Raw genomic sequence first — 16,866 nt, forward strand, 5'->3', positions numbered from 1 at the left:
CCGTAAGATACATTTTTCGGCATAATGTTTATCATTTGTTTGCTAACTGTGTCCTATTTGGTCGCAGGTTAAGCAGGCGCTAATTATAAAATTGTATATTTATAAAATACACAATATTAATAATGACTAACAAGGCTTTGATGATGGATTATGTTTCAGTTAATAAGCATGCTTGGAATGAAAGAGCAAAAGTGCATTTTGATTCATCATTTTATGATGTGGCTGGTTTTTTGAAGGGAAAATCTTCATTAACCGAAATTGAAACAGCAGAACTTACTGATGTTAATGGAAAATCTTTATTACACCTGCAATGCCATTTTGGTCTTGATAGCTTATCTTGGGTTCGTAAAGGTGCAATTGTCACTGCAGTTGATTTATCAGATGTTGCCATTGCTAAAGCTAATGAGCTGGCATTGCAATGTGAGCTAAAAGCCGAGTTTATTTGCGCCGATGTGTATCAATTTGGCGATCAAAGTTTGCCCCAATTTACCGATAAGCAAGTCACTGATTTTGACATTGTATTTACCTCATACGGCACCATTTGTTGGCTGCCTTGTCTTGATCGTTGGGCAAATATCATTGCCAAGAGTTTAAAGCAGGGTGGCTGTTTTTATATGGCTGAGTTTCATCCACTACAGGATGTTTTAGAAGGTTATAGTTATTTTCATAAAACTGAGGCTGATGTGGTGGTTGAGGGTAGTTATACCGAATCACATGGTAATTTCGAGTCTGCATCTTCACCGCAATCAACAGCTTCGACACCACAAACTATGCTGACTTGGCCGCATTCATTAAGTGATGTTATTAATGCGCTAATCAAAGCAGGGATCAGAATTGATAGTCTTAACGAGTATCCATTTAGCCCCTATAACTGCTTTGAAAATTTGATAGAGCAAGCGCCTAATCAGTTTCATTCTATTGTTAAAGGTAACTCAGTGCCTTTAGTGTTTACAGTGAAAGGAACCAAAGTCTAAATGGTTTTTACAAAGGGTAATAAACTTAAGGTCGTGACTGGCTGGAGGGCACTATTTGCCAAAGTGTCGATATTATTATGCGGGCTTATTTTATTAATATATTGGTCGTACTTATATCTCAGTCCCAGTTTGACCATCAGTAATCAATCAGCTCAAGGTGTTGAATCCGCGGTGGTAAAACTTCCCCATAGCCGCTTAGACTTTGGTGACATCGCCGCCATGCATACTAACACCCTGTATTATGATTTAGCGCAGTTAGATGGCGCATATCGTTATCACATAGAGCTTGATAGTGGCGAGATCATCGCAGGTGAGTGCGGTTATATTACTAATTTTGAAATTCATAAAAGAGTGGTAATTACGATTTCAGAGGCTGCGACAATGAGTTGCAGCGTTAATTAATAACCATTTCTAACAATCGCGTCTCAACAAGGTTATTAGGTTTGTTATAGATTTGTTTGTTTTTATATTCAAAAACATTATGACTGTAAACCTGATGGAGAAATTGCGTATTAAGTGCTTATGTTTAAATGAATTTATTTTTATATTGAGGGCTTTTAATATAAATTCAGCTTCCGTCTCTACTATGCGCAGCTTGGTATTTTTCGTACAAAATATCAACGCTTTATTGTCAGTACACTATAATAGCTAAAGTTGAATTTATTCAGTTTATAGCCTATTAAAGAATCATGGTTATTCAAGGATATCCCTACATGATGTTAAGAGTTTTATCAGGTATTTTTTTAGGTTTTACTGCTTTTGCCACTCAAGCAAACGTGAATGCGTCCGTTAACGAGTCGGTTACAGAAGCTGCGGATGAAGCTATCGAAGTTCAGCCTAAATATGACCGAGTTTTTCCTATTTGGGCACAAGATGCCATTGATTTAGGCTATGAGTTACCTAAGCCGTATGGCATAGGGGTGACCTATATGAATATGGATCAGCCATTGGTGGTAGAAAATGTCAGTTTCTCGGGATTAGGTCTGCTTGATGAAATTGTCTCAATTAAAGGCAGTGAAGCGATTCAAGAGTCAGAAACAATTACCTTTCGTGCTGATATGTGGGTGCTGCCTTTTTTAAATTTATACGGCATTATTGGTAAAACCTCAGGTAGTAGTATTGCAAATGTCACGGTCAACTTAGATCTTCCTCCTCCATTTAAGCCGGTAGAAACCGCTCCTTTTGACTTTGCCTTAAATTTTGAAGGCTTAACCTATGGCGCCGGTGGCACCATTGTTGGCGGTATTGGTAACTGGTTTGCCTTGCTCGATGTTAATTATACCAATACAGATTTAGATATTTTAGAAGGTGAAATCAGTTCAATTGTTGTTTCACCAAGAGTTGGCTACCGTTTTGATATCCGTGGTCACGATACCCAAATTTGGATTGGCGGAATGTACCAAAATGTTGAGCAAACCTTCAGTGGTTTTTTACAGGATATTGGCGTGCCTATTCCTGGTGCTAAATTCGAAGTTAACCAACATTTAGCCGATAAATGGAATGGTTTAATTGGTGGCCAAATTGAGTTGGGTAAAGGGTTTGATTTACTGCTTGAGGGCGGTATTGGTACTCGTACTAGTTTTATGGCAGGTATTGGATATAGGTTTTAATATTGATGAGACTCATAATCCTTAGTTTTTTTGCGCTATTGCTTAGTGGCTGCAGCATTGTTGCCATGGTTGATGATCACCAACAAAACAATTTGCTCAAAAACGGTTTTGAGCGTCATCAAATGTCATTGACTGAGGGAGGCGAGTTACATTACTGGCAAGGGGGCGATAGCGCTAAACCCACTTTATTATTACTACACGGTTTTGGTGGTAATGGCATGACCAGCTGGTATGAAATGATGCTCGACTTGAGTGAGGATTATCAAGTGATAGTGCCGGATTTACTGTGGTTTGGTGAGTCCTATAGCGCTGCACCTGCCACTATCAGTAGTGAAACCCAAGCTATGCAACAGTTGATAAGCCAATTAGCGTTAAGCAGCGTTAACCTGGTGGGTATTTCTTTTGGTGGTTTTGTCACTTTTGATTTAATGATCCACGAGCCCAAAGTGGATAAGGTGGTGATGCTAGCAAGTCCTGGACTGATATTTTCAGATGAGGATATGCTAGCAATGACTAAGCGTTTTGGTGCCGATGTGCCTGAAGCGGTGTTTGTGCCTAAAAATGGCCCTGAAGTAAGACGTTTACTTGAAAAAACTTTCGTTGATTATCCATGGATGCCAGCGTTCATCGACCAGCAGGTTTATGAATATTACTTTGCCGACTCTCTGCCACAAAAAGAATCTCTTATTACCACCTTGCCGGCTTATCGGGATCAATTAAACCCCGACGAATTTGCCGACTCTTTACCGTCAACCATCTTAATCTGGGGGGAAAAGGATGTGGTGTTCCCATTAGATAACGGTCGTCGTTTTGCTGAGTTTTTAAATGCACCTATCATAGTTATACCTGACGGTGTTCACGGATTGAGTAATGACTTTCCTAAACAAATTAATAAAGAAATCAGGGCTTTTATTCAATGAAAATCATAAAAATTCCCGTAGCGATATCATTTTTAGGCTTAGTTATGACCTTAGGCGCTTGCTCTAGTAATGAGTGGCAAGTGCGCGCATTACCCACAGATATTGCGGTCAGTGCCGCTTTAGATGATATACCTGATAATGCCTTAGTCAGAGATATTACCCTTCCTGAAAATGCAGCACTTTCAATGCCCGCCAGTGTCAGACCTTGTTGTGCTTTTGGTTTTGACCAAAAAGTCGCTATGGGGTTATTACCGATCCCTTTTTATCGTCACGCTAACACAGTAGCGCTTGAGGATATTGGCGCACATGCATTTGATGCCGGTACATTTAGTTATGAAAAAGGCTCACCTGATAGCGGTAAGAGCATGGAAAACAATGGCATGCTTTATACCCGTAAAGGCGGCTTTATTGATTTAGCCCATGTGCGTGATACCGCTGATAATGCTATTGCCCTGTTTTATCTTATTCAGCCTAAACTGGGTCAGGCACAGTCAATTGAATTACCATTAGAAATTGGCCATAGAACCTTTGAACTTGCCGCTTTTGATGTGAGTTATTTATCGGCAGATGACCGTTGGGAGTTAGCGGCGGCCATGGCGGTACGCTTAGCCTTTACTATGGCTGAAGCCCATGAAATATCCCAGTGGCATGGTTATCGCAGTTTTGCCTTATGGACAGAAGCGGTATCGGCTTATTCGTTAGAAGATTTATATTCAAACATGCTGGGAGCCAAAATTGCGTTAGCAATCCTGACCAACAATTTAGCCATGACCAAGCAGCAATATGATTATCATATGACGGGTTGGTTAGCGGCCACATTGGCTTGGTTGGAGCCTTTATCTAAAGAGCAAACCAATGCGCTCTTTAGGGCAATCGATGGTGACTGGTGGGACTCAAACGAGCCACTACCAAATAAATTCGTATTACTTAAACGTCATTACCTACTCGGCGACAAACAATCACCTTATTTGGTCAGTAAAGAGCAAGCTCAGGCGAGTGATCAATGGGACAAGGTAGCAGCAGTTTACGACGCGCCTGCATCACCACAACACTTATCATTAGCCGTTGAGCTTTTTGGGATTAACTTTGATGAAGTGGCTGTGCAGCACATTAGTGTAGATAAAAAGTTTGCAGGTTCATTTAGCCACGTACCAGAAGAATTATGGCTTGATGGCTTTACCCATTTGCAGTTTGTAGAGATTGCTAAATATGATGAACGTGAGGATTATAAGTTGTTAAAGCAGCATTTAGCTGAAAACCCTCATTTGACCCATCAACAAACGCCGCTAGATGACTTGCCAGACACTCGCGAACAAACAGAGCCTCAAAATGCTGCAGACACTGGTGCAGCTATTAATGACGCTGCCACAATTGAACCAGCAATAGGTGCGCTGTTAAATGAAAATAATTAGTCCGTTTGTTACTCGCCTACTGATTGTAAATTGTGCCAGCTTTTTTGCCATCAATGTCGCTATTGCTGCCCCATTAACGGAGGCGAATGCGGCTATTTCTGCCAACGCAGAAATAAATTCACAAGTAAATTCAACAATAAAACCAGAAACGTCAGCGCCAATAACAACAAGCGAAGGAGAGGCGGTATTGGTTGGCGCTGATCAGCTTGAAACCATAACCGATGAAGCTGAAGATCAAGGCTGGTTTGAAAACCTACTGACTAACCTCGGTGCCGATGGTGAGTTTGATCCAGATAAGGGCATTGATTTTAGCTATTTACCTGGGCCATTTTATAACCCTGAAATGAGTTTAGGTGTTGGGATATCTGTGGTTGGGCTATATCAAGTCGACCCAGAGGATATGGTAAGTGATTTATCTTCTTTGGTTATTAATGGTTTAGCCTCAATCAATGGCGCGCTAGGGGTCGGGATTGAAAATAAAACCTTTTTTAATGGCGATAACCAACGTCTTTATTTAAATGCCAATGTGTATGACATACCGGATGTGTACTACGGCGTAGGTTATGAATTTAACCAGCAAGACTTAAATCGGGTTGAATTTAATAGTCAAACATTTCAAGTTAACCCTATGTTCCTGCAGCGCATATCCGCCCATAGTTTTGTGGGAGCAGGTTTTGATTTTACCTATGCAAAGGCCACGGATGTTGATGTGGTCTCAATTGATGTGGATGTTGACCCTTTACAAGAAGTTTCTCGTAATGTTGGGGTCAATTTATTAATTAACTATGATACCCGCGATCATGTGCTTAACCCGCAGCAGGGGAGCATTAGCCAGTTTGAGATTGGCGTGTATCGCGAAGATTTTGGCGGCAAGCACGACTTTGAAGTCTATAACGCTTTATACAGTGCCTATTATCCAATCCTTGATGATGACACCATAGCATGGCAAGTACGCGGACGCTTCACCCACGGCGATGTACCTTGGGATCAGCTATCTAAAATCGGTGGAGGTAATTCATTACGGGGCTACACCACGGGTCGCTATCGTGACAAACAAATGCTGCTGGCTCAGGTGGAGTATCGACAACATTTAACTGGCAGGCACGGCATGGTTTATTGGGTTGGTGCAGGCAGTATTGCAGACAAAGTGGGCGAATTGTCCTTTGATGAGTTACTGCCTAATATTGGTATCGGTTATCGTTTAGAGGTTAAGCCTAAAGTCAATTTACGCCTAGATTTAGCGTTTGGTGATGGTGACAGCGGCTTTTACTTTAACGTCAATGAAGCCTTCTAGCGGCCCTTAGCAGTGCTAACTCTGTTTGCACTGCTTTAATAACGCTTCAAAAAAGTCGCTGCCTTTTCTTTCTGCAAAAGCAATATTACGCTCTGGTATGGTTTCAGGTTCGTTATATTCGGCTAAGGCGGCTTCCATACTGGCTTCGCGAATAATATGGATGGTTGGATAAGGCGCACGATTGGTATAGTTTGCTGCGCTGTCTTGGGGCTCTCCCTCAAAACAATAGTCAGGGTGAAAACTTGCTAACTGATACACCCCTTCATAGTCATGCTCAAGTAACTTGTCATTGGCCAAGTCAACAATATCAAGATAGCTGTAAAACCCTTCAAAGCCACGAGGCAAGATAAACAGTGTGGTTTCTGCTTGTGGATTTTCATCCAAATACTGACATTCAGTTAAAAAATCCTTCATTACCTGCTTTACTTTGGTTTGTTCACAAGTGAAATAGCGAATGCTATTGCGTTCGATTTCACGGCGGGCAAAAGGACAAATATTGTATTTCATAATCACTTTAGAAACCCAGTTGGCAGTTTCTAATTCGACTTGGCTAATTTCAGACATATAAACCTATTGTTACTACTTGGGTTAACTATTGGGTAGGATCATCGGAATGATCGACAGCACTAATAACACTGCCATAGAAACATTGAAAATGCGTTGCTGTCGTTGATTTTTTAATAACTTTTTCAGCCCAACCCCAAAACTTAGCCACACAGAGCCACAGGGCAGTGCGATACATAAAAAGACCATGGCAATAGTGAGCACTTGAGGTGTTAACGGTTGCTCAATGTTCGTGAAAGTCGCAATGGTACCAATTGCAATTATCCAGCCTTTAGGATTGACCCATTGAAAGGCTGCAGCTTGTATAAAGCTAAAGGGTTTACTGGTTTGTTTACCTTCTAAATTACTGTTGTTGTTAGCAATTAGCCAAGAAAGGTAAAGTAAGTAAGTGATCCCAACGACTTTTATAATTTGGTGCATGATGGGGTAGGTTTGAAATAAGCTACTTAACCCCAGACCAATGGCCAGTATCATGGTCGGAAAGCCCAAAGAAATACCCATCAAGTGGGGAATACTACGTTTAACACCAAAGTTCACTCCTGAGGTCATCAACATAATATTGTTTGGCCCAGGGGTTATACCGGCTGAAAAGGCGAATAATGCAATAGTAAAAATTAATTCCATATAAGGTTTTGTTTTGGGGGTTAGGATAAAAGATTTTTGAACTGCATATTAGCCTTAATTTAAACAGTAACCTAGTGAAAATTAATCCCTGAATGATGCGAATGACAATGCCAGCATTTTTTGTGAGTTACATTGGTTTGCTAAATGATGGGTTTGAGTGGCGCTGGTGTTACGCCTGTGTTTTGTTTTATAAGTGCTTGGATGGTGAATACTGGCTATTAAGTTTGTGATCTCGTTGAATTTCAGTCAGGTTAGGTTATGGTTTATATGGTAGATTTATATTAATAAGAGGTTTTGTAACCTTCTAAACTACCAATCTGGTTCAAATAGATAGTTGAGGCGTAAATGATAAAGAAACAACATTTTTTATGGGTGAGTTTATTATTGATTTTCTTAACTGGCTGCACCAGTAAAGAGGCCACAGAAGTCCATGTGCCAACAAGTGTTACTATGGTGACCACAGGTGATTTAACCGCAATAACAGCCAACGCAAAAACTTTTGCTTGGCACCCAACTATGTTTACAGTTCACACCAATAATAAGCTAGATGATGAAGAACTGATCCGCCATATGCGGCAGTCAATCACCAAAATTATGGATAAAAAAGGCTATTCTTTGGTGGATGAAACACAATCACCAAGTATGGTCATTGGCTTTGGCATGGCGTTAGAGTCTGAAATGAGCGATAAAGATATTATGGACAAGGCTGGCTTAGTCGCTGGACTATCCACAGCAGGGATAGATGACGAGTTTGAAAAGGGTTCTGTACTTGTAGCGATATTTATTCCTAATAGTCAACAACCTATTTGGCGTGTACTTGCTCAAGGTTTCACTGAAACAGATAAACCGGTTCAAAATCGAGAACAACGCTTTGATAAATTAACCACCATGATGCTAAGAGCTATCCCACATAATGACAGTTACTGAATTATTTAATAATTAACAAGGCTTTAATTAAGCAATTGCGTCCAAAAACTAAAAACCGCCGACAGTGATGTCGGCGGCTTTTTTGTTAAAGCAAGCTGTTAGTATTAATCTAAACAATCACATTTATATGAAGAATTAACGCAAGGTGACTGGCTATTGCGCGATTTCTACTTCGTAAGATGAAAACTTTCTGATGTTAATCACCCCAGTGTCAAAGATTAAGTACTGGCCTTTGATACCTTGTAAAACCCCGGTGACCTCAGGTGTTTTATCAAAGTTATGCGACTTAACTTTTTTAGGAAATTCAGTGATAGGGAAATGAATGCTTTGTATCGAATTATCGAGCCTTTCGATAACAAAATCAGGGTTTTCTTGCTGCAGTTCAACGAGTCTCTGCTCTACTTCAGGCATTAATTGCTGAGCCATTTCTACTAAATCAACATCATCAGCATTGCCCTTTAACATGGCTTGCCAATTAGTTTTATCATTGATGAGTTTAGCAAACTCAACTTCCACTAAACCTGACAATTGGCGAGTTGAGACCTTGAAAATAGGTAGCCCTTGGGTGGCACCTTGGTCAATCCAACGCGTGGGGATTTGGGTGTAACGGGTAATGCCGACTTTGATGCCTGAAGTATTTGATAGGTAAACAAAGTGAGGCACAAAACAATGAGTTTGCGCCCATTCTGGCTCACGGCAAGTACCTTGATCAAAATGGCAGGTTTCAGGTTTCATGATGCATAAATCACAGCTTGCCAGCTTTTGCATGCACACATAGCAGTGGCCCTGAGAGTAGCTCTTCTTGGTTTTTTTACCGCAATTACAACAGAAAATATTGCCTGTATGGCTAAGGGTTAGGGTTTTACCAATTAATGGGTTTAGCGCAACGCTATTATCGCCAACCGGCAGTTCGTACTGCACTTCATCTTGTTCATTAAGGTGAGTGCGCATTTTTGATAAGGTGCCTAACATCGGTATTCTCTTATATTGTGGTGTTATTGTTGATTATGTCATGCAGTCTACCAGATGAATGCCCGTTAGATTAACCGCTTTTTTAGATTGGCTTTAGGGAGAAATACTCCTTAAATACGCTCAAGTAGGGGATAAAAAGTCATGGACTTGGCCATGACTGATTATTTTGCATCTCAAGCTTTCAATACTTCTGAATATGCTGTTCAAGTGCCTTGAAAAATATTGACTATTAAGCGCTTTTACTGAGCTTATCTAATACCACATCATCACCTAACTCATACAAAGAGTCAGTAAGTTGCTCTTCTTGGCATGGATCTGATAACCCCAAGCCCATTGTAGCCCTGAACAAGGCGATGCCTGTGTGGCCAGCAGTTTCTTGTTTGCTACTAAATTGCTCGATGTTGATCCCAAGGGCATTGATCTTATTTGAGATTTCCAGCACTAAGCCTTCACGGTCATAAGCGACTAAATTGAAGCTGAGACGTTTTATTGGTACAGGGGTTTGGCTGGTTTTATTAAAGCTGCAGGTTAGGCCGTCAATGCACTCTAAAGCATCTAATAATGCGTCCCATTTAAGGGCTGATACTTCTAACTGTAATATTGCCGCAAAAATGCCATCAATATGACGCATTTCTGAGTCCAGCCAGTTACCGTTATGACGACTTATTACATTGGCGATTTGTTCAACTAATCCTTTTCTATCAGGTGCTTGAAGGGTTATCAGGTAATGAAGCATAAAATAAACTCCCAAAATTTTAACAAATAAATCTGCTGTAACACTACTGTCATAAAGACGTCATATAATTCAGCTCAATAAAATATGGCATTTATAGTCTGCCATAAACACAAGCTAAATAGCTGTTTTAAAACTGGCAATTTGCTTAAAGAAAAAACAGTTCGCTTAAGTAAAAAGCACCGTTTAGTTAGTAACACAGCGAATCAAACAATCATAGCGAAATATCGTTAACGATTAATTATAGAGGTTCTTAATGGAAAGTCAGGTAAGTCAGCCTGGTTCTGCGGCGAAGAGTTTGTTAGTAAACAGACAAACCAGCCGTAGAGCGTTTATGGATAAGGCAGCTGAAGTGGGTGTCACTGTGGGTGGCACCATGGTATTTGTCGCTTTGTTGCTGATTTTCTTTTATTTATTGTATGTGATTAAACCTATATTTGATGGCGCCGATGTTGAGCCTATTTCAACCATCAGCTATCAACAAACTGAGGTCGCGACCTTAATGGTCGGCAGTGATGAGCAAAATGAAATTGCTTATCGGGTATTAGTCGATGGCCAAGTTGATTTTTATTCAGTTGCAGGGCGTCAGTTAATCACCAGCTTCAAACCTAAGCTTCCTAAGGGCGCAACGGTTGTTAGTAGCGCTAAAGCTAAACCTAACGAGCAACGTTTTGCCTTAGGCTTAAGCACTGGTGAAGCATTAATCGTCGGGGTGGATTTTGGAGTAACTTACCCAGATAACAAGCGCACCATTACCCCAAGATTACGTTATCCACTGGGTGAAACACCGATTATGGTGGATGAAGGCCAAGCCCTTAACAATCTGGTTTTTGATTATATCGATAATCGTGTTGGTTTTGCTTATCAAGATGACAATGGCTCGTGGAAGCTAAGTCGCCTTGAAGGCGAAGAAAACATGATGACTGAAGAAATCGAATGGTATTCAGATTTAACCTATATCAAAGATGCACCCAATAATGCCTTTACGGCCTTAATGACACCGGATCATCGTCAATTGATCCTGCCAACATCGAATAAACTGTTTATTTATGATATTCGCAATAGTGACGAACCTAGCTTGTTGCAAGTTATCGATGTGAAAAATGGTAAGTCAGTGGTGTCGAAAGTGATGCTGCTAGCAGGTGCTAGTTCAATTTTAGTCAGTTATGATAATGGCTTAATTGACCAGTATTTCCAAGTCAGTGGTCGCAGTGGTCGTTTGTATCAAAAAATAAGACACTTTGACAATGACGCTAAAGTCGGAGCCATGACGACAGAGTTTTACCGTAAAAGTTTTGCGGTAGTCAGCCCTGAAGGTGAGCTATCACTGCTTTATACCACCAGTCAGCGCAACTTATTCACTGAAACATTTGATATCGCCAACCCGGGCGCGATGGCATTTAGCCCTCGTTCAAACGCCTTAGTGGTTGAAGCTAATAATAAGCTCAACATTTTCGCGGTTGATAATGCTCACCCTGAAGTGTCTTGGAGTGCTTTGTGGGAAAAGGTCTGGTACGAAGGTTACCCAGAGCCACAATATGTATGGCAGTCAACCTCGGGCTCAGATGATTTTGAAGCAAAATTAAGCTTAATGCCGTTAGCTTTTGGCACCATGAAAGCGGCATTTTATGCAATGTTATTTGCCGTGCCACTGGCCATTGCAGGGGCGATTTATACCGCCTACTTTATGTCGCCAAAAGTGCGCGGCGTGGTTAAGCCGACCATTGAAATCATGGAAGCACTGCCGACAGTAATTTTAGGCTTCTTAGCTGGCCTTTGGTTAGCGCCATTGATTGAAGATCACTTACCGGGCATTTTAGTGTTACTCACATTACTGCCCACCAGTATTTTAGTCAGTGCATTTACCTGGAGTAAATTGCCAGCGAAATGGAAGCAACGCCTACCTGAAACCTATCAAGAGATCATGTTAATTCCAGTGATTTTGTTTGTGGGTTGGTTCTCATTTGAGATTAGCCCTGTAATCGAAATCGCCTTCTTTGATGGTAATACCCGTCAGTTCATTACCAATGATTTAGGCATTACATTCGATCAACGCAACGCCTTTGTTGTGGGTATTGCGATGGGTTTTGCGGTTATTCCAACAATTTTCTCCATTGCTGAAGATGCGATTTTCTCAGTGCCACGTCATTTATCAAATGGTTCACTGGCACTGGGCGCGACTAACTGGCAGACCTTAACCCGCGTGGTGCTGCTTACGGCAAGCCCAGGTATTTTCTCTGCCATCATGATGGGTTTAGGCCGCGCAGTGGGGGAGACCATGATTGTATTAATGGCAACAGGTAACACCGCAATCCTTGAGTGGAGTGTGTTTGAAGGGATGCGTACTCTAGCGGCAAATATCGCCGTCGAGATGCCAGAGTCTGCCATTGGTAGTTCCCATTACCGTGTGCTATTCCTTGCGGCATTTGTGTTGTTTGTATTCACCTTTGTCTTTAACACCATTGCTGAAGTGGTACGCCAACGTCTACGTGAACGTTATAGCTCACTTTAAGGAATGAAGATGAACAGAGTTTTTAATATTTCGCCAATCGCCTTGAGAGGTTTGTGCAATGGGTAAGTGGTTTAAATCAGGTTCTCCATGGATTTGGATGACTGGCGGTGCGGTGAGCATTTGTTTGATTGCAGTACTGGGTTTGTTGTTATTGATTGCGTGGCGCGGCTTAAGTTACTTCTGGCCTGCCGATATTTATCAGTGGCAGCTAGAAGACAATAATGGCGTTAAAACAACCCTAATTGGTGAAATCTACGACCGTGAAGAAGTGCCCACTGAACGTTTAATTGCAGCGGGTCATCAGTTTGATGAACATCCTGGCGAGTTTGTGACTCGTTACTTAGTTAAAACCGGTAACCGTGAATTCGTTGGCTTAGATTTTCGCTGGATCCTCGGCACCGATATCGTCAGCCGTGAAAAGCCAGCTGATGTGGCCATGCTCGAAAGGGCTAAAAATGGTAACTTTTACGGTTATCCAATTGCGGTCATTGAAGACGGTAAGCGCTTAAATATTACCGGCGAGGCCATTGAAACTTCGTTAGTAGCACATATCAAGCGTGCAGTTGATATTGCTGATGAGGCGCTGGCACTGCAAAAGTCTGAAATTGGTTCAGTCAACTATGCCTTAGAGCGTTTGCGCCTAAAAGAGCGTAAATATGAACTGGATGGCAAACTCACTCCAGCGATTAAAGCTGAGATGGACGCCCAAGCAGAGCAGTTAAACCAAGACTACTTAGTTATGGAAAAAGACTTATTTGCCCTGCGCGACAAAGCGGCGCGAGATTCAGTGGTTGTGCGTGATATGCGCGGTGAAGAGGTCACCTTAAAACTTGATAGCGTGCTTGATGTTAGCTATGTCAATCACATGAACATCGTCGATAAACTCGGTCATTGGTTTGTGGGCATGGGGCGTTTTATTAGCCAAGACCCACGTGAAGCTAACACCGAAGGCGGCGTGTTCCCTGCTATTTTTGGTACGGTATTTATGGTGATGCTCATGGCGGTTATCGTGACCCCATTTGGCGTAATCGCGGCAATTTATTTACATGAGTACGCCAAAAAAGGGCCAATTACTAAGATGATCCGTATTGCGGTGATTAACTTAGCCGGTGTGCCATCAATCGTTTATGGTGTATTTGGTTTGGGCTTCTTTGTGTATATGCTTGGTGGTTCGTTAGATCAGCTGTTTTACCCTGAAGCATTGCCTGCGCCAACGTTTGGTTCTCCAGGGGTGATTTGGTCAGCCTTAACCTTGGCTATCTTAACTTTACCTGTGGTGATTGTATCTACGGAAGAGGGCTTAAGCCGTATTCCAAGTGCCGTGCGTCAAGGCAGCTTAGCCTTAGGGGCAACCAAATTTGAAACCTTATGGCGCATTGTTATTCCAATGGCAAGCCCTGCGATTATGACCGGACTTATTCTTGCGGTCGCCCGAGCAGCAGGTGAGGTAGCACCACTGATGTTAGTGGGCGTGGTAAAACTGGCGCCGACATTACCGATTGATATGAACTTCCCGTTTGTGCATTTAGAACGTAAGTTTATGCATCTTGGGTTCCATATTTATGACGTTGGCTTTCAAAGCCCTAACGTTGAAGCGGCGAGACCATTGGTTTACGCGACTTCATTCTTATTAGTATCTGTGATTGTGACACTTAACTTAACAGCAATTAGTGTACGTAATCACTTACGTGAAAAATTCCGTTCGCTAGAACATTAATTAGCGATATCCTGAGGAAAATACAAAAATGATTTCAATTGATCAACGCGCAACTAAATCTAACATTATTGATTTAGCAAACTTACCCGCACAGGATACTGCCCTAGAAATTCGTAACCTTGATTTACGTTATGGTGATAAGCAGGCGTTATATAACGTTGGAATGAAAATTCCTAAAAAACAAGTCACCGCCTTTATTGGCCCAAGTGGTTGTGGTAAATCAACCTTACTGCGTTGTATTAACCGCATGAATGACTTGGTTGAAACCTGTAAAATCAGTGGTGAAATCTTACTGAACGGGCAAAATATTTATGACAAAAATGTTGATGTCGCTCAGTTGCGTCGAAATGTCGGTATGGTTTTCCAGCGCCCAAACCCATTTCCTAAATCAATTTATGAGAATGTGGTTTATGGCTTACGCCTACAAGGGGTGAGTAATCGCCGCGAACTAGACGAAGCTGCTGAAATGTCATTACGTGGCGCTGCGATTTGGGATGAAGTGAAAGATCGCTTACACGATAATGCTTTTGGCCTATCGGGTGGTCAGCAACAACGTTTGGTTATTGCTCGCGCTATTGCTATTGAGCCTGAAGTGTTATTGCTTGATGAGCCCACATCAGCACTGGATCCTATTTCAACCTTAACCATCGAAGAGCTGATCACTGAGCTTAAATCGAAATACACAGTAGTGATAGTGACCCATAACATGCAACAAGCGGCGCGGGTTTCTGATCAAACCGCCTTTATGTACATGGGCGAGTTGATTGAATATGCGGATACCAATACCATTTTCACCACGCCGCAAAAGCGTAAAACCGAAGATTACATCACAGGTCGTTACGGTTAATAATAACGAAGTGAGTAAGCTGGCGCTTATGGCAAGTCATTGGTGAGAAAGTCAGAGATAATTAAGGTAATAAAGTAATGGAAAACAAAAGTTTAAATAAGCATATTTCTGGACAGTTTAATGCTGAATTAGAAGATATTCGTAACCGTGTTTTGGCCATGGGCGGTTTAGTTGAGCGCCAACTTGAACAAGCCCTTGATGCTCTTGGTAGCTTAGATGCCGAGCTTGCCCAAAAAGTGATTAATGGCGATCACCGCGTAAATGGCATGGAAGTGTCAATTGATGAAGAATGCACCCGCATTATTGCTAAGCGCCAACCAGCGGCAAGTGACTTACGTTTAATTATCACCATAACTAAAACTATTACAGATTTAGAGCGTATTGGTGATGCTTGTGTACGTATCGCAAAAGCAGCATTAGATAAACGTTTAAACAATCAACAGCCATTATTGGTGAGTATTGAAAACATGGGTCGCCATGCAACCCGTACCTTGCATTCGACACTGGACGCGCTTGCACGTATGGATGCTGATAATGCCTTAGAGTTACACAAAGAAGATGCCAAACTAGACAAAGAATATGAAGGGATTATTCGTCAGTTAATGACCTATATGATGGAAGATCCTCGCTCAATTCCTGGTGTGTTAGATGTACTTTGGGCTGCGCGGGCGGTTGAGCGTGTGGGGGACCGCTGTAAAAACATTTGTGAGTACATTATCTATTTCGTTAAAGGTAAAGATGTTCGCCATACTTCCTATGAAGAGATGGAAAAAGATCTAAATATGTAAGCTATGTTTGCCTGCAAGCAAAAAATAACAGTCTCATTATGGTTAATGGGACTTTTTTATTGCTGTCACTTTTATGCTGGTAGTGCTAATGCTGTGAGCCAACTCACAAAAGTTAATTAGCCTTTGCTCAACAAGGGGGCTAAATAGGCTGGAGCATTAGCAAACTGTGTTAAAATTTCTGTAATTCCTCGTTCGTTTTGTAGGCTCAATGAAAAACACCCTTTCTCGTGGTTTAACTAACTTACTGCCAATGGCACTGAGTCTGTGGTTATTCTGGTCATTATTTATTTCTTTAGATGGTTTAGGCCATTTACTGCTGGATATTGTTAATTTAGAAAACAGCTTTGTCGGCGCCGGGTTTATTTTGGTGGCAGTGTTAGTGTTTATTTCAGGGCTGTTATTTTCATTTAGCCCATTTGCTTGGTTATACGCTTGGCTTGAGCGTCAATTAATGAAGTTCCCGCTGTTTAAATCTGTCTATGGCAGTATTCGTGATATTGCGAACTTAATGAAACGAGACGGTAAGCCAAAGAATCAAAAAACCGTATTGTTCAAGCAAGCCAATGGCGGTTATGTGGTTGGCTTTATCATGAATCAACAGGCGCCTAAACCGCTTACTGAAGCCCTACCTGAAGGTGATTGGGTGCCAGTATTGTTTCAGCTTAGCTACCAAATGGCTGGGGTGACGAGTTTAGTCAAGCGTGAAGATTTAATTGAAGTCGATTGGTCATTTGAAGATGCCATGCGCTTTAACTTAACTGCGGGGATCTCGATTGCTAATGCCAATACTAATACAAACGCTAATGCCAATAGTGATATAAACGCTAATGCCAATAGTGATATAAACGCTAATGCCAATAGTGATACAAACGCTAATGCCAATAGTGATATAAACGCTAATGCCAATACTAATACAAACGCTAATGCCAATAGTGATATAAACGCTAATGCCAATAGTGATATAAACGCTAA

Annotated in this window: 15 protein-coding genes and 1 pseudogene; 12 read left to right on the forward strand and 4 right to left on the reverse strand. The window is 41.5% G+C overall.

Annotation, left to right across the window (positions count from 1 at the left end; translation table 11 throughout):
* Positions 1-143 precede the first annotated feature (143 nt).
* The 6 genes from Q4546_RS15820 to Q4546_RS15845 all read left to right on the forward strand — a co-directional run bounded on the left by Q4546_RS15820 (position 144) and on the right by Q4546_RS15845 (position 6,210).
* Positions 144-974, forward strand: a complete 831-nt coding sequence (locus Q4546_RS15820; protein WP_102437703.1) for a class I SAM-dependent methyltransferase — start codon at positions 144-146, stop codon at positions 972-974.
* Positions 975-1,376 (forward strand): hypothetical protein, encoded by a 402-nt coding sequence (locus tag Q4546_RS15825; protein ID WP_102475670.1) that lies wholly within the window; start codon positions 975-977, stop codon positions 1,374-1,376.
* Between the two features lie 311 nt (positions 1,377-1,687).
* Entirely contained in the window at positions 1,688-2,584 is an 897-nt protein-coding gene (locus tag Q4546_RS15830; RefSeq protein WP_241900939.1) for a virulence protein, read from the forward strand.
* Between the two features lie 5 nt (positions 2,585-2,589).
* Complete coding sequence (locus Q4546_RS15835; RefSeq protein ID WP_102437699.1) at positions 2,590-3,504, forward strand: alpha/beta fold hydrolase; 915 nt, start codon at positions 2,590-2,592, stop codon at positions 3,502-3,504.
* Positions 3,501-4,916 (forward strand): DUF4056 domain-containing protein, encoded by a 1,416-nt coding sequence (locus tag Q4546_RS15840; protein ID WP_198589253.1) that lies wholly within the window; start codon positions 3,501-3,503, stop codon positions 4,914-4,916. Before Q4546_RS15835 ends, Q4546_RS15840 begins: the two co-directional genes overlap by 4 nt.
* Positions 4,903-6,210, forward strand: coding sequence for a BamA/TamA family outer membrane protein (locus tag Q4546_RS15845; RefSeq protein WP_303446591.1), 1,308 nt, complete (start codon positions 4,903-4,905; stop codon positions 6,208-6,210). The genes Q4546_RS15840 and Q4546_RS15845 overlap by 14 nt, the downstream gene beginning before the upstream one ends.
* Before the next feature lie 15 nt (positions 6,211-6,225).
* Here Q4546_RS15845 and Q4546_RS15850 read toward each other — a convergent pair whose 3' ends face one another.
* Entirely contained in the window at positions 6,226-6,774 is a 549-nt protein-coding gene (locus tag Q4546_RS15850) for a DUF1415 domain-containing protein (protein WP_102437695.1), read from the reverse strand.
* Between the two features lie 24 nt (positions 6,775-6,798).
* Entirely contained in the window at positions 6,799-7,398 is a 600-nt protein-coding gene (locus Q4546_RS15855; RefSeq protein WP_102437693.1) for a LysE family translocator, read from the reverse strand.
* 345 nt (positions 7,399-7,743) lie between these two features.
* Here Q4546_RS15855 and Q4546_RS15860 point away from each other — a divergent pair, with 345 nt between their 5' ends.
* Complete coding sequence (locus Q4546_RS15860) at positions 7,744-8,325, forward strand: DUF4136 domain-containing protein (protein WP_303446592.1); 582 nt, start codon at positions 7,744-7,746, stop codon at positions 8,323-8,325.
* Positions 8,326-8,478: 153 nt separating this feature from the next.
* Here Q4546_RS15860 and Q4546_RS15865 read toward each other — a convergent pair whose 3' ends face one another.
* Positions 8,479-9,297 carry a DUF2797 domain-containing protein gene (locus Q4546_RS15865; RefSeq protein ID WP_102437689.1) on the reverse strand — a complete coding sequence of 273 codons (819 nt, stop codon included), beginning with the start codon at positions 9,295-9,297 and terminating at the stop codon, positions 8,479-8,481.
* Positions 9,298-9,526: 229 nt separating this feature from the next.
* Positions 9,527-10,033, reverse strand: a complete 507-nt coding sequence (locus Q4546_RS15870) for a glycine cleavage system protein R (protein ID WP_102437687.1) — start codon at positions 10,031-10,033, stop codon at positions 9,527-9,529.
* 253 nt (positions 10,034-10,286) lie between these two features.
* Between Q4546_RS15870 and Q4546_RS15875 the strand changes: the two genes are divergently transcribed.
* From Q4546_RS15875 to Q4546_RS15895, 5 genes and pseudogenes are all read left to right on the forward strand, one after another.
* Positions 10,287-12,542 carry an ABC transporter permease subunit gene (locus tag Q4546_RS15875; RefSeq protein ID WP_102475668.1) on the forward strand — a complete coding sequence of 752 codons (2,256 nt, stop codon included), beginning with the start codon at positions 10,287-10,289 and terminating at the stop codon, positions 12,540-12,542.
* A gap of 58 nt (positions 12,543-12,600) precedes the next feature.
* Entirely contained in the window at positions 12,601-14,259 is a 1,659-nt protein-coding gene (pstA, locus tag Q4546_RS15880; RefSeq protein ID WP_102437683.1) for a phosphate ABC transporter permease PstA, read from the forward strand.
* Between the two features lie 28 nt (positions 14,260-14,287).
* A complete protein-coding gene (gene pstB / locus Q4546_RS15885; protein WP_102437681.1) occupies positions 14,288-15,106 on the forward strand; it encodes a phosphate ABC transporter ATP-binding protein PstB in 819 nt (272 codons plus the stop codon).
* 77 nt (positions 15,107-15,183) lie between these two features.
* Positions 15,184-15,894: a phosphate signaling complex protein PhoU gene (phoU, locus tag Q4546_RS15890; protein ID WP_102437679.1), complete on the forward strand. Its 711-nt coding sequence runs from the start codon at positions 15,184-15,186 to the stop codon at positions 15,892-15,894.
* A 208-nt stretch (positions 15,895-16,102) separates the two neighbouring features.
* Positions 16,103-16,666, forward strand: a pseudogene (locus Q4546_RS15895) (DUF502 domain-containing protein); the annotation flags it as partial.
* Positions 16,667-16,866 lie beyond the last annotated feature (200 nt).

The sequence above is a fragment of the Shewanella sp. 4_MG-2023 genome (assembly GCF_030548015.1).
In the GTDB taxonomy this organism is placed as follows: Bacteria; Pseudomonadota; Gammaproteobacteria; order Enterobacterales; family Shewanellaceae; genus Shewanella.